Source organism: Streptomyces sp. NPDC033229 (assembly GCF_055576875.1).
Genome location: NZ_JBVIQR010000001.1, coordinates 433105 through 446647, shown reverse-complemented (window position 1 = coordinate 446647; position 13543 = coordinate 433105). Strand labels below are relative to the sequence as shown.

The window sequence follows — 13543 nt, the reverse complement described above, 5'->3', positions numbered from 1 at the left end:
TCACGTCTCCTTGATCAATTCGGCGTACGCGCCCTGCGCGGCGGCCAGGTGCTCGTGGCGTCCGCGTTCCACGACAGTGCCGCGGTCGAGGACGACGATCTCGTCGCTGTCGCGCACCGTGCTCAGCCGGTGGGCGATGACGACGCAGGCGCAGCCGCGGCGGCGCAGGTTGTCGATGACGATCCGCTCGGTCACCGCGTCCAGGGCGCTGGTCACCTCGTCGAGGACCATGACGCTGGGGCGGCGCACCAGCGCGCGGGCGATCTCCAGGCGTTGGCGCTGACCGCCGGAGAAGTTACGGCCGTCCTGCTCGACGCGGCTGTGGATGCCGCCGGGGCGCCGGGCGACCACGTCGTGGACGGCGGCATCCTCCAGGGCGGCGACGACGGCCTCGTCGGTGATGGAGGGGTCCCACAGCGCGATGTTGTCGCGGACGGTGCCCTCGAAGAGGAAGACATCCTGGTCGACGAAGGAGACGGAGGCGGCCAGCGCGCCGCGCGGGATGTCCTCCAGACGCATCCCGTCGATGCGGATGGCACCTTCCCAGGGGGTGTAGAGGCCGGATATCAGCCGGGAGACGGTGGACTTGCCGCTGCCGGAGCCGCCGACGAGGGCGACCTGCTGCCCGGGGCCGACCGAGAGCGAGAAGCCCTTCAGCAGCGGGGCGTCCAGGGGGCTGTAGCCGAAGGTGATGTGGTCCAGCTCCACATGGCCCTTGAGGCGGCGGGTGCCGGCAGCGGGCTCGCGCCGTGAGTAGAGCGGATCGACGGGGAAGTTCTCGACGTCCTTGAGCCGGGCGACGTCGGCCGCGAAGTCCTGGATCCGGCCGGCCACGCCGTTGAGGCGGGTGATCGGCGCGGTGAAGCTGGTCACGAGGGCCTGGAAGGCGACGAGCAGACCGACCGACAGATGCCCCTCCACCGCCCGCAGTCCGCCGATCATCAGGATGAGGGCGCTGTTGAGCGCGGCCAGGGTGGGCGCGACGACGGCCAGCCACGCGCTGGGCACGCCGAGCCGCTGCTGTACGTCGAGGGTGATCGCGTGCTGTCCTGCCCAGCGGCGGAAGAAGCCGTTCTCGCCGCCGGTGGCCTTCATCGTCTCGATGAGCGTCAGACCGCTGTAGGAGGTGTTGGTGAGCCGGGCGCTCTCGGCGCGCAGCTGCTGGGTGCCGGTGGCCCTCAGCCGGATCACGATCCGCATGGCCGCCACGTTGAGCAGCGCGATGCCGATGCCGACGACGGTGAGCTGCGGGTCGTAGGTCCACAGCAGCAGCGCGTAGAGCACCACGACGACGGCGTCCACGCCCGCGGCGGCCAGGTCGCGGGCGAGGGTTTCCGCGACCGCGTCATTGGACTGCAGGCGTTGGACGAGGTCGGCCGGGTTGCGTTGGGAGAAGAACGTGACCGGGAGCCGGAGCAGGTGCCGCAGGAAGCGGGCGCTGCCCAGCGTGGAGGAGATGATGCGCCCGCGCAGCAGATTGGCCTGCTGCAGAGCGGTGAGCGTCGCGGTGAGCACCAAGGTGGCCGCCATCGACGCGAAGAGAACGCCCAGCAGGGACGTCTGCTCGCCGATCAGGAACATGTCGATGTACGTACGGCTCAGCGCGGGCACGGCCGCGCCGACGAGCACCAGCAGGAGGCTGGAGAGCACGGCGGCGAGCATGGTGCCCGAGGTGCCGCGCAGCCGGGCGGGCACGGCGCCCAGCACGCCGGGCTTACGGCCGGCGCGGCGGAAGCCCTCGTCGGGTTCGAAGGTGAGCACCACGCCGGTGAAGCTGGTGTCGAACTCGTCCATGGGGACGAACCGGCGGCCCTTGCCGGGGTCGTTGATGTACACGCCCCGGCGGCCGAGGTGGCGGCCCATGCCGTCGTGGACGACGTAGTGGTTGAACTCCCAGAAGAGGATGGCCGGGGGGCTCACCTCGGCGAGCGCGGCCAGGTCCATCTGCATGCCCTTGGCCTTGAGGCCGTAACCGCGGGCGGCCTTGAGGAGGTTGCCGGCGCGGGAGCCGTCGCGGGAGACGCCACAGGCGATGCGCAGCTCTTCGAGGGGGACGAAACGGCCGTAGTGGCCGAGCACCATGGCGAGCGCGGCGGCGCCGCACTCCACCGCCTCCATCTGCAGCACGGTGGGGGTGCGTACGGCCTTACGCGTTCTGCCCCGGGGGGCGGGCGCGGGCCTGCGGCGCCTGCTGTTCGCCCGCGCCGGTTCGGGGCGGCGGCGGCGCGCGCCGTGGGAGCCGGTGGAAACAGTCATGGGAGCAGCCAGTCGACGGGGTGCCGCGCGGAGAGGTGGACGGCGCCGGTGACCGGTGTCGCGGAGTCGACGGCGTAGGGGGGGCCGCTCGTTACGGACCACCGGTAGCCCGACTTGGTGGTGGCGGAGCGTTCCAGTTCCACGAGCACCGCGACGGGGTTGCCGTGCCGGGAGAACTCGGCGGCGAGCCGGTTGTCGCCGAGGAAGCCGCCGATCTGCTCCGGTGTCCGGGGTGCGCGGCCGACCGCCTTGACGTGGCCGCGCAGCACACCGAACTGCCGCTGGGGGGCGGACTGGACGGTCAGGTCGACGGGGGCTCCCACGGGAATCGTTCCGGCGCTGCCGGCGGGCACGTACAGCATGGCCACCAGCGGGTCGTTGGGGTCCTTCACGCGTTCCACGGTCGCCACGTCCGCGCCGGTGGTGAGGACCGCACCCGTCTTGGCGGCCAGGGTCGTCACCCGTCCCCCGGCCACCGCGCGCACGGTGCGGTCTCCGCGGTCCGTACTGAGCTTGAGCAGCGGGGCACCGGGGGGCAGCATTTGGCCCTCTTCGGCGTAGATTCCGGTGACCTGCCCGGCATAGGGGCTCTGCAGCAGGTAACTGCCCTCGGCGTGGGTGAGGACGCCGGGTGCGCTCTGCTTGGAGGACACGGATCCGGTGAATGCCCAGAAGCTCGACACGGCCATGACGAGTACCGTCACGGCCAGGACGAGTCGGCCCTGTGGGCGCGCGAAGCGTACGGGCAGATCGAGCTCTTCGGGCGATTGCAGCTTGGCCAGCGCCTTTTGGCGGAACTGCACGGACTATTCCTTCGACTGCATTCGTGGCAAGGGTGCTGAATTACGCGGCGAAGCCCGCCGCCCGGGCGGCGGGCAGGCCTGAACCCCGGAATGACGGAATTCCGGGGTTCGGGTGCCGGCTATCGCAATCAGAGACCGGCGACACCGACGTGCACGCCGGCGATGCCCTCGACCTGGCCGGGCAGGGCCTGGGCGGCCTGGACCGTCTGCAGGGAGGTGACGGTGCCGAGCACGGTGTTGACGTCGCCGGTCACGGCGCCGAGGAGGCCGCCGGAGATGGCGACACCGCCGGAAACGGCGTCCAGCTCGTTGTCGGCGATCTCACGGGTCTCGATGTTGTTACGCATGATGTGCGCACCCTTCCTTCATTTGTCCGGCTGTTTATCGATGACATGGTGCGGGCCGCAACAAAACGGTCCGACCGCTACCGCGGCGGCCCGGTCGAAATCGACCGCCGTTCTGAGAACCGCTGCGGTGCGCAGATAAAAGCACGTGAACGGGTGACGCGGCCAACCCGGCTGACGGTCACGAGCACGCGGAACGCCCCGCAGGGCATCAGGCTTTCAGATTCCTCCACTGAATCATTACAAGTCCTTCACAGGATCGAGTAACAGATATCGGGGGTCCGACTTCCTCGCTGGACATAGGTGGACACACGCCCATCAAGCGCTGCGGGCATAACCGGCATATCGAGGGGCGGCGAAAGGGAGTTACCCGCGGTCTTCCCGCGATGTGGAGATTTCCCGGAGCGACGCCCGGTGACGGATGGATCACGCCGGGTTGCGATCGGGCCCGCGCGGGTAGCGATCCCTGGATCGCGTGCCACTGCGAGGCTGAACGGGAGGCCCCTCATGGCGGATTCCGCGCACCGGTGGATCGTTCCCTTGGCCGACCGGCCGGCCGCGGGGATCAGGCTCTACCTCTTTCCCGTACCCGGCGCCGACGCATCCTTCTTCACGCCCTTGGTGCCCGAACTGCCCCCGCACATCGAGCCGTTGACCTTCGAACTGCCGGGGCGCGGGAGCCGTCGCCGGGAGCGGCCCGTCCATCTGTTCCGCACCTTGGTCCGGGAGACAACCGAAGGCATCCGCCGTACCACCGACGCGCGTCCCGCCGTGTTCTTCGGTCACTGCGTGGGCGGCATCGTCGCCTTCGAAACGGCCCGCGCCCTCGTCGCCGCCGGGCTGCCCGGGCCGCGGCTGCTCGTGGCGTCCGCGTCCCCCGCCCCTCCCGAGGCATGGCGGCTCCTGCGCCGCAAATCCCGCCCGGACCGCACGGTCACCAGCCTGTTGAGGGAGCGCCGGGAGACGTCCGACCTGTGGTTGCTGGCTCTGAGGCTCGCACGGGACGTCCCCCTGATCGTCTCCTACCGCTACCGCCCCGGCGGTCGGCTCGGTTGTCCCGTGTCCCTGTGCGTCGCGGACCGCGACCGCCTCATCCCGCGAGCGTGTGTGGAGGGCTGGCGGAGTTGCACCACCGCCACGACCGTGACGCGCGTGTACCCCGGGGGGCATATGTACCTTCGGCACCAATGGCCCGAGCTGGCACGGCACCTGACGACCGATACGGCGGGGCTCATTGGCTGAGAGTCACCCGTCGGCAGCTCCGTCGGGAGCGGTGGCGCGGGCCAGACAGGCGGCGGTGACCGGCGGGGGATCGGGAAGGCCGCCGACCGCCCGCAGAAGGTGCGCGCGGTCGTAGGTGCGGCGGTGGGAGCTGTAGGCCGGCAGGCCCCCCAGCCGCCCGGCCAGGTCGGCCTCGTCGGGGGTGGGCGTAAAGAGGTCCGGCACCAACTCCAGCACGACCCCGGGGTAGGGGGCGGCCAAGGCGCCCAGGAGCGTCTCCACGGGGGCGTTGTGGGGGTGCGTGACGTGCAGGGTCCAGACCCCGGGCGCGGGCGGGGCCGCGGCGGCACGCACCATGGCCGCGGCCGCGTAACCGGCCTGGAGCACATTGACGGTGCCGGCGGGGTCACCGGGCAGCCGGTACCGCTGGGTCAGGGAACCGCCGTTCAGCAACCGGGCAGCCGTGACGTCCTCCCGGGCCTTCGCCCGCAGCATCCCGGCGACCAGCCGGGACAGGACGCCGACCGGGTGATCGGGGAGCCCTTCGGGGACCCTGCGATCGGCGACGAGAAGGCTGGGGCGCAGGACGGTCGCGGTGCGCCCGGTACGCCGGGCCCAGGCGCGCACCAGGCGCTCGGCCGTGAACTTGCTCTCCTCGTACGGGACGTGGAACCCCCACGCGTCACTGAGATCGGTCTCCAGGACGTGGCCGGTGGAGCGGCGACCGGCGACGAAGGCGGTGCTGATGTGGATCGGACGGGCCCGCGGTGCCCGGTCCGCCAGCTCCAGAACGCCGCGGGTGCCCAGGACGTTGGCCCTGTACAGGGAGGCCGGATCGCCTTGGAGGTTCACCATGGCGGCGCAGTGCCAGAGTGAGGTCAGCCCGTCGGTCAACCGGTCGCATTCGTACGGGGTGAGCCCCAGCACGGGCCGGGCGAGGTCGACGGTGGCGTAGCGCAGCCGGTCGAGGGCACCGGGGGGAAGGGGCGGGCCTTCCAGCCAGCCCATCGCCGCCTCCACCCGGGTCCGCAGGGTCCCTGCGTCGCCGCGACCGAGCACCGTGACGACCTCGTCGGTGTCCCGCGCGAGGAGTTCACGCACGAGGCGACAGCCGAGGAATCCGGTGGCACCGGTGAACGCGACGGACATGACGGCTCCTTCGCGGATACGGAACGGACCCCCACCTGACCGGCGGTCCCTCCGGGGCAACAGCGCTCCCATGGTGGTCCGGCCCGGGGAACATGCGACCGGCCCCGCATCGACGTTCACCCTGATGAGTGACCTATCTTCAGATAGTTCACGGGTATACAAGAAGTATCACCGTGGGTGCCCTGATATCCGGACAGGGTCAGGCGCCGCCATCGAGGGGAGCCGACTCGCATGGGGACAAACGGGGTTCGAGGGCAGGGACAGGCGATCGCCATCGTCGGGATCTCCTGCCGACTACCGGGCGGCATCCACGACCTCGACGGGCTGTGGCACGCCCTCCGGGACGGCCGGGACATGGTCGGCCGGGTGCCGGAAGACCGCTTCGACATCGACCGGTTCGTCGACCCGGCGGGCCCTCGCATCGGGAAGAGCTATACGGCCGCGGGAGGGTTCCTCGACGACATCGCCCAATTCGACGCCGCATACTTCGGGATCTCCCCGAAGGAGGCGGCGCACATGGACCCGCAGCACCGGCTGCTGCTGGAGCTGGCCGCCGAGGCCCTGGACGACGCCGCCATCGCCCCGGCGGCCCTGGCCGGGTCCGACACCTCGGTCTACGTCGGTATCTCCGACGCCTCCTACGGCGCCCTGCAGATGACGTCCGTACGCAGCCTGGGTCCCTACACCCTGTCGGGCTTCGCCTCCTCGATCGCCGCGAACCGGCTGTCGTACGCCTTCGATCTGCGTGGACCCAGCATGGCCGTCGACACCGCCTGTTCCTCCTCTCTGGTCGCGCTGGACCGCGCGTGCCGGACCCTGTGGGAGGGCGGCTGCTCCATGGCGCTGTGCGGCGGCGTCAACATCCTGCTCAGCCCCTTCCATTACGTCGGCTTCTCCCAGGCGTCGATGCTGTCGGTGCGCGGGCACTGCGCCGCCTTCTCCGCGCACGCCGACGGTTTCGTCCGGGCCGAGGGTGGCGGTGTGGTGGTGCTCAAGCCGCTGGCCGGGGCCCTGGCCGACGGCGACCGGGTCCACGGGGTGATCCTGGGCACGGGCTCCAACTGCGACGGCCGGACCATGGGGCTGGCGCTGCCCAACCCGGAGGCGCAGGAGGAGCTGTTGCGTGCGGTGTACGCCGAAGCGGGCGTCGATCCTGACGAGTTGGTCTACTTCGAGGCACACGGGACCGGCACCCCGGCGGGCGACCCGGCGGAGGCGACCGCCATCGGCCGGGCCCTGGGCGTCCGCCGGATCAGCGGAGAGCTGCCCATCGGGTCGGTCAAGACCAACCTGGGGCATCTGGAGCCCGCTTCCGGCATGGCCGGGCTCTGCAAGGCACTGCTGGTGCTGAAGCACGGCGTGGTGCCCGCCTCGCTGCACGCCGATCCGCCCAGCCCGCACATCGACTTCACCGGCCTCGGCCTCGCCACGGTTCCCGAGAGCCGCCCGGTGGCACCCACCGAGCGGCCCGTCGTCGGCATCAATTCCTTCGGCTTCGGCGGCGCCAACGCGCACACCATCGTCTCCTGTGCCCCGCAGCCGACCGAAACCGGTGACGTCCCGCCGACCGGTTCGCCACTGCCGCTGATGGTCTCCGCCGGCTCATCCGCCGCGCTGGCACAGGCGGCGGGGCGGCTGGCCGAGCGGCTGGCCACGGCCGCCGACGGGGAGTTCTACGACCTCGCCTACACCTCGTGTGTACGACGGGGGCGGCACGAGCACCGCGCCGTAGTTCTGGCGCGCACGGCCAAGGAGGCGGCCGCCGAGTTCTCGGCACTGGCCGGAGTCGACTCCGTGGCGGGGGACGCGCCACCGGCCCCAAGCCCCGGGCCGGTGGCGGCGGCGGGGACGGGCCGGGCGGTGCGCAGGGGCCGGGTCGCCTTCGTCTTCTCCGGGAACGGCTCGCAGTGGGCGGGGATGGCCACCGATCTGCTGGGCCGTCCGGTCTTCCGGGAGACGGTGGCACGGGTGGACGCGGAGCTGGCGCCGAGGCTCGGATGGTCGGTCGTCGAGGCCCTGGCCGCGCCGCCCGAGCGGTGGCGGCTGGAGGCCACCGAGATCGCCCAGCCGCTGCTGTTCGCCGTGCAGCTCGGCGTGGTGGCCGAGCTGCGTGAGCACGGGATCGAGCCGTCGATGGTCCTCGGCCACAGCGTCGGCGAGGTCGCCGCCGCCCACGTCGGCGGGGCGCTGCCCCTGGACCGGGCGGCCCGTGTGATCGCCGCGCGCAGCCGGGCGCAGGGCGCGACGGCGGGCCGGGGGCGCATGGCCGCGGTCGGGCTGTCGCCGGACCGCGCGGCGAGGGAACTGGAGGCCTACGCGCCGTCGTTGGAGATCGCCGGCCTCAACAGCCCCCGTGACGTGACGGTCTCCGGCCCCGCCGAGGGCCTGGCCGCTCTGGGCCGCGAGCTCGGCCGGCGCGGGGTGTTCTTCCGTGACCTGGGGCTGGACTACGCCTTTCACAGCCGGGCGATGGACCCGCAGCGAGAGACCTTCACCGAGGCGCTGGAAGGGCTGCGACCCGCCACACTCGCCGTCCCGCTCCTGTCCACCGTCACCGGGGACCTGGTGAGCGGAGCCGAGCTGGACGCGACGTATTGGTGGCGCAACATGCGGGAGCCCGTACGGTTCGCTGCGGCCACCCGGCGGGCGATCGCCTCCGGCGCCGACATCCTCGTCGAGATCGGACCGCACCCGGTGCTGCGCACCTATCTGCGGCGGATCTCCGCCGACTGCGCGCACCATACCGTCGTCTGTGTCTCCACCCTCCGCCGCGACGGTAACGGTCCGCGCGACCTCACGGCCGCGCCGGCGACGGTGATCGCCTCGGATCCCGACACCCACTGCCGTCGCTACTTCCCGCGCCGCGGCCGGGTGGCCGAGCTGCCGGCTTATCCCTGGCAGCGGCAGCGGCACTGGGTCGGCAGCCCCGACTGGTGGGTGGTTTCCAGGGGAGCCGGCCGGATCGATCACCCCCTGCTGGGGGAGCGGGTGCCCGCTCCCCTGCCGGTCTGGGTGAACACCGTCGAGCCCGTTCTGGCCCCGTGGCTGCCCGACCACCGGATCGGCGGTTTGGTGGTCCTGCCCGCCACCGCGTTCGCCGAGATGGCGCTGGCGGCGGGCCGGTGCGCGCTGGGCAGCCCGGTGGAGGTCGAGTTCCTGGACATCCACAGCGCCCTGGTGGTGTCCCGTACGGACCCCGCCGCCGTCCGCACGCAGGTCTCGCTGAACCCGGCGGACGGCGCGGTGACGATCACCAGCACGGACGAGAACAGCGAGGGGCTGCGCACCCACGCCCGTGCCCGGGTGCGTACGCTGCTGCGCCCCCGACCGGGCCGGATCGACCTCGACGCGGTGCGCGCGCGGTGCCCCCGGCGGGTGGCGGCCGAGGACTTCTACCGGGCGTGTGCCGACGTCGGACTGGTGTACGGGCCGGGCTTCCACGTGTTGACGGAGCTCGCGGAGGGCGAGGACGAGGTGGTGGCCCGCTATCACCACGACGCCCCCGCAGACCCTTACGTGGTGCATCCGGCCCTGTTGGACGGGGCGTTGCAGGCGGGGGTGCAGTTGCTGGCCGGCCGCCTGGCGCAGGGCTCCACCCACCTGCCGGCGAGCATCGGCGCGGTCCGGGTCTGGGAGCCCCTGCCGCCGTCGGGCGTCATCCGGGCCCTCGAACGCTCCCGCACGGACGACGAGGTGTGCTGGGACCTCCTGTTCACCGACGAGCGGGGCTCCGTCATGGTCGAGCTCGAATCCTGCCGGCTGCGCCGGGTTCAGGTGGCCGGCCGGACGCAGGTGACCACGCACCACTGCGTGCTGCGTGCCGCCCCACGGGCCGGGGAGCCGTGCGCGCCTTCACCGCTGCCGGGCTCCGCCCGCCTCGTCGCGGCCGTCCAGGACCGGGTCGCCGCGTTGCGCCAGGCATGGCCGGGCGAGCCGTACGAGAGGCTGACATCGCTTCTCAAGCTGGGGATCGGGCGCGGCGTGGCCGGCGCGCTCGCCGCCGCACTGCCCGAGCCGACGGCTCCCTGGTCCCTCGACGACTTGGTCGCCGCGGGGGTGGGCGACCGGCTCCGCCGGCTGCTGATTCTGCTGACGCCCCTGATGGAACGGCACGGGCTGCTGACCTCCCAGGGTGTGGGCCGGGGGAGCCTGATGCCGGCGGACACCGACACGGACGCGTTGTTGCGTACGGCCCTCAACACCTCCCCCGCGTCGGTCGCCGAGATCGCTCTCAGCTCCCACACCCTCGCCTCTCTGACGAGGCAGGCAGGGGAGACAAAGGAGACGGAGGAAGCCCTCGACGAAGGCGGTACCGGGGCGCACCGGGCCCCGGGCGCCGCAGCATTGTTCCGGGCGCAGTTCTACGACACGTCCCCGGTGTGCCGCTTCCATCACCGGCTCGCCCAGGCGCTGCTGGCGGAGATGGTCCGTCTCTGGCCGGCCGGCCGCACCCTGAACGTCCTGGAGATCGGTGGTGGTGCCGGTGGCGCCGCGGCGGCGGTGCTGCCGCTGCTGCCCGCCGACCGGACCCGCTACTGCTTCACCGACGCCTTTGAGGGCTCGCTGCGGGCGGCCCGCAAGCGGTTCGCCGCGTACGACTTCGTCGACTACCGGCTCTTCGATCCGGACGCCGAACCGGCCGCCCAGGGCTACCACCCGCACGGCTTCGATCTGGTGATCGCCGCCCATAGCCTGCACACGGCCCGGGACCTGGAGCGTTCGCTACGCCAGGTGGCCACCCTGCTGGCACCGGGAGGCCGGCTGCTGGGTGTCGAGGCACACGACGCGGAGCTGGAGGCGGCGATCTTCGGGGCGTCGGGCGGCCTCTTCGGCCACACCGACACCGCACTGCGGCCCGCCTCCCGGTTGCTGCCCCGCGACGCGTGGGCCCGTCTGCTGGAAGGGTGCGGCTACACCGACGTCGTCCAGCTCGGCCACGATCGGGCACCGGCCCGGGATCACTATTCCCTCTTTCTCGCCACCGGCCCGGCCGGGTACGCCGAGGGGGAGGTGGGGCCGGACCCGCTGCCCGATGCCCGGGCCGGTGCGGTGTTCGTGGTGGCGAGCGAACTCCCCCAGGACCAGGCACTGGCACGCACCACGGCCGAACTCCTCGACCGGGCCGGGACCCGCTCGGCGAGGGCCGTGGTCGCGAGCACCTCGGCCGACGAGTGGGGTTCCCTGCTCGCCGCCGTGCCGGACGACGACAGGGCTTCCGTCGAGACGGTGACCCTCGCCCTCGTCCTCAGCGACACCCCCGACGGCTGCGACGTCCTGGTCACGCCGGAGACCGGCGCGGCCCGGGCCACCCGGCGGGCCGCGCTGCTCCGCGCGGCGGCCGCCACCTGCGAGCGGCTGCCCGAGGGCGTCCACGCCGACCTGTGGCTGGTGACGTCGCCCTGCGGGGCCGTGCCCACCCCCGACGCGATCACTCGTCCCGAGGACGCGGCCGCGTGGGGCGCGGCCAGGAGCCTGGCCAACGAGCGCCCCGAGTTCACCGGGCGCCGGGTGAGCCTGCACCGCGGCGACACAGCTCGTGACGCGTGGCGGCTGGCCCGTGAACTGCTGGAACCGACCGACGAGGACGAGGTCGTGCTCACCTCCGCCGGCCGGTTCGTGGCGCGGGAGAGGCACTGGAGCCCGGCGCGGCCGGCCGATGGCATGGGGACGTACACCCTGCGGGTACGGAACCCCGGGCTGTCCTACCAGCTGGTGTGGGAAGAGGTCGAACCACCGGAGCCCGGCCCGGAGGACGTCGTCGTCTCCGTAGGGGCCATCGCCTTGAACTACCGGGACACCGTGCAGGCCGCCGGGCTGCTGCCGACCGAGGCCTTCGAGGGCACACCGTCGGAGAAGGGGCCGGGCTTCGAGTGCGCCGGGGTCGTCACGGCCTGCGGCGCGAACGTGACCGGCTTCGCGCCGGGGGACAGGGTGGCGGGGTTCGCCCACGCCGCCCTCGCCTCGCACATCGTCGCCGAGGCGGCCCTCATCTGGCATATCCCGGAGCACGTCACCTTCGCCCAGGCCGCCTCGATGCCCATGGCTCTCGCCACCGCCTACTACGGCCTGAGCCATCTGGCACGGCTCCGGCCCGGCGAGACCGTGCTGGTGCACGGCGCGGCCGGTGGTGTGGGCCTGGCCGCTGTCCGGCACGCCCAGAGCCTCGGCGCGCGGGTCATCGCCACCGCCGGGAGCGAGCTGAAGCGGGACTTCGTCCGCGCCTGCGGCGTCCAGCACGTCCTGGACTCCCGGTCACTGGAGTTCACCACCCAGGTCATGGAGATCACGGACGGTCGCGGCGTCGACGTCGTGTTCAATTCCCTGGCCGGCGAGGCCATCGCGCGCGGTCTGGAGCTGCTCGCTTCCGGAGGCCGCTTCCTCGAACTCGGCAAGCGCGACATCTTCGCGAACAGTCCGCTGGCCTTGCGCCCCTTCGGCAACGACATCGCCTTCTTCGGGGTGGACGTCTCCAAGGTCCTCACCGACAGCCACCGTGTCGAGGCGGCGGAGGACGTGAGGCGCCGCCTGGTCCAGGGCGTCATCGACTGTGACGGTCTGCCGCACACCGTCTTCCCCGCGGCCCGGGTGGAGGAGGCCTTCCATCTGCTGCAGCACTCCCGCCACATCGGCAAGGTCGTCGTCGCCTTCGATCCGCTCGACGAACCCCCACTGGTCGAGCCGCTCCCCAGGCCCCCGCGGCTGGACGCCGAGGCCACCTATCTCGTCACCGGCGGCACCGGCGGTTTCGGAGCCGCGACCGCGCAGTGGTTCGCCTCGCTCGGAGCCCGCCATCTGGCCCTCGTCAGCCGCCGGGGCCCCGAGGCCCCGGGCGTCGCCGAGCTGGTGAAAGGGCTCACCGCCCAGGGGGTTCACGCCACCGTCTACGCGGCGGACGTCACCGACCCAGACTGCATGCGGGCCGTCGCCGAACGCATCGACGCCGGCGGCCGTCCGCTGCGCGGAGTGGCCCACTGCGCGATGCACCTCGACGACGCGTCCCTGGCCGAACTCGACGACGCCCGGTTCACGGCCGTCCTGGCACCCAAGATGACCGGGGCGATGGTACTCGACGCGCTGACCCGGGAGCGGGAGTGCGACGTGTTCCTGCTCCACTCCTCCATCACGGGACTGCTCGGGCAGATCCAGCAGACCCCGTACTCCGCCGGGAACGTCTTCCTCGAAGCGCTGGCACGCGAGCGGCGCCAGGCGGGCCTGCCGGGCGACGCCGTCCAGTGGGGTGTCATCGGCGAGGTCGGCTATGCCGCCCGCAACGACCTGCTCCGCTCCCTCACCGCGTTCGGCATCGAACCGCTGGCGCCTTCCGAGGCGTTCGCCGCCGCGGAAGCGCTGCTCACCGCCCGTGTCGGCGTCGCCGGCATCGCCCGGTGCAACTGGGCCAGGCTCGGCGGCATGCTGCCCTCCCTCGCCACACCGCGCTTCGGCATGCTCGTCCCGAGCCAGGGCAAGGGCGGTGCCACTCGCGAGGACCTGCTGCGGGAGCTGAGCCAGGTGTCCACGTCCGAGGCACTGGCCCGCATCACCGAGAGCCTGACCGGGCTCATCGCCCACGCATTGCACATGGATCCCGGGCAACTGGACCCCCACCGACGGCTCGACGAGTACGGCCTCGACTCCCTGATGGCCGCTGAATTCCTGGTTGCCCTCCAGCAGCGTTACGGCATCGACATCCCGCCGCTGGAGCTGTTGCGCAGCCAGCAGACCGTCGCCGACATCGCCCGCCTCACCCACCAGCGCCTCGGGCTCGGTTGA

Annotated in this window: 6 protein-coding genes; 2 read left to right on the top strand and 4 right to left on the bottom strand. The window is 72.2% G+C overall.

Annotated elements, in window-relative coordinates; translation table 11 throughout:
• The 3 genes from ACZ53N_RS01715 to ACZ53N_RS01705 form a co-directional block, all read right to left on the bottom strand.
• Entirely contained in the window at positions 1 to 2256 is a 2256-nt protein-coding gene (locus tag ACZ53N_RS01715) for an NHLP family bacteriocin export ABC transporter peptidase/permease/ATPase subunit (RefSeq protein WP_469138986.1), read from the bottom strand.
• Positions 2253 to 3059, bottom strand: coding sequence for a hypothetical protein (locus ACZ53N_RS01710; RefSeq protein ID WP_469138985.1), 807 nt, complete (start codon positions 3057 to 3059; stop codon positions 2253 to 2255). The genes ACZ53N_RS01715 and ACZ53N_RS01710 overlap by 4 nt, the downstream gene beginning before the upstream one ends.
• A 128-nt stretch (positions 3060 to 3187) precedes the next feature.
• The gene (locus ACZ53N_RS01705) at positions 3188 to 3406 is read right to left on the bottom strand and encodes a hypothetical protein (protein WP_469138984.1); all 219 of its coding nucleotides are present in this window, start codon (positions 3404 to 3406) and stop codon (positions 3188 to 3190) included.
• Between the two features lie 504 nt (positions 3407 to 3910).
• Between ACZ53N_RS01705 and ACZ53N_RS01700 the strand changes: the two genes are divergently transcribed.
• Positions 3911 to 4645: a thioesterase II family protein gene (locus ACZ53N_RS01700; protein WP_469138983.1), complete on the top strand. Its 735-nt coding sequence runs from the start codon at positions 3911 to 3913 to the stop codon at positions 4643 to 4645.
• Between the two features lie 3 nt (positions 4646 to 4648).
• Here the strand turns inward: ACZ53N_RS01700 and ACZ53N_RS01695 are convergent, their stop codons facing one another.
• Positions 4649 to 5773, bottom strand: coding sequence for an SDR family oxidoreductase (locus ACZ53N_RS01695; protein WP_469138982.1), 1125 nt, complete (start codon positions 5771 to 5773; stop codon positions 4649 to 4651).
• 231 nt (positions 5774 to 6004) lie between these two features.
• On the opposite strand from ACZ53N_RS01695, the gene ACZ53N_RS01690 reads away from it, so the two are divergent.
• The gene (locus ACZ53N_RS01690) at positions 6005 to 13543 is read left to right on the top strand and encodes an SDR family NAD(P)-dependent oxidoreductase (RefSeq protein ID WP_469138981.1); all 7539 of its coding nucleotides are present in this window, start codon (positions 6005 to 6007) and stop codon (positions 13541 to 13543) included.

Bases quoted from the DNA above. Each gene is read 5' to 3' on its own strand.
- ACZ53N_RS01715 (WP_469138986.1), bottom strand. From the start codon at position 2,256: ATGACTGTTTCCACCGGCTCCCACGGCGCGCGCCGCCGCCGCCCCGAA.
- ACZ53N_RS01705 (WP_469138984.1), bottom strand. From the start codon at position 3,406: ATGCGTAACAACATCGAGACCCGTGAGATCGCCGACAACGAGCTGGAC.
- ACZ53N_RS01700 (WP_469138983.1), top strand. From the start codon at position 3,911: ATGGCGGATTCCGCGCACCGGTGGATCGTTCCCTTGGCCGACCGGCCG.
- ACZ53N_RS01695 (WP_469138982.1), bottom strand. From the start codon at position 5,773: ATGTCCGTCGCGTTCACCGGTGCCACCGGATTCCTCGGCTGTCGCCTC.
- ACZ53N_RS01690 (WP_469138981.1), top strand. From the start codon at position 6,005: ATGGGGACAAACGGGGTTCGAGGGCAGGGACAGGCGATCGCCATCGTC.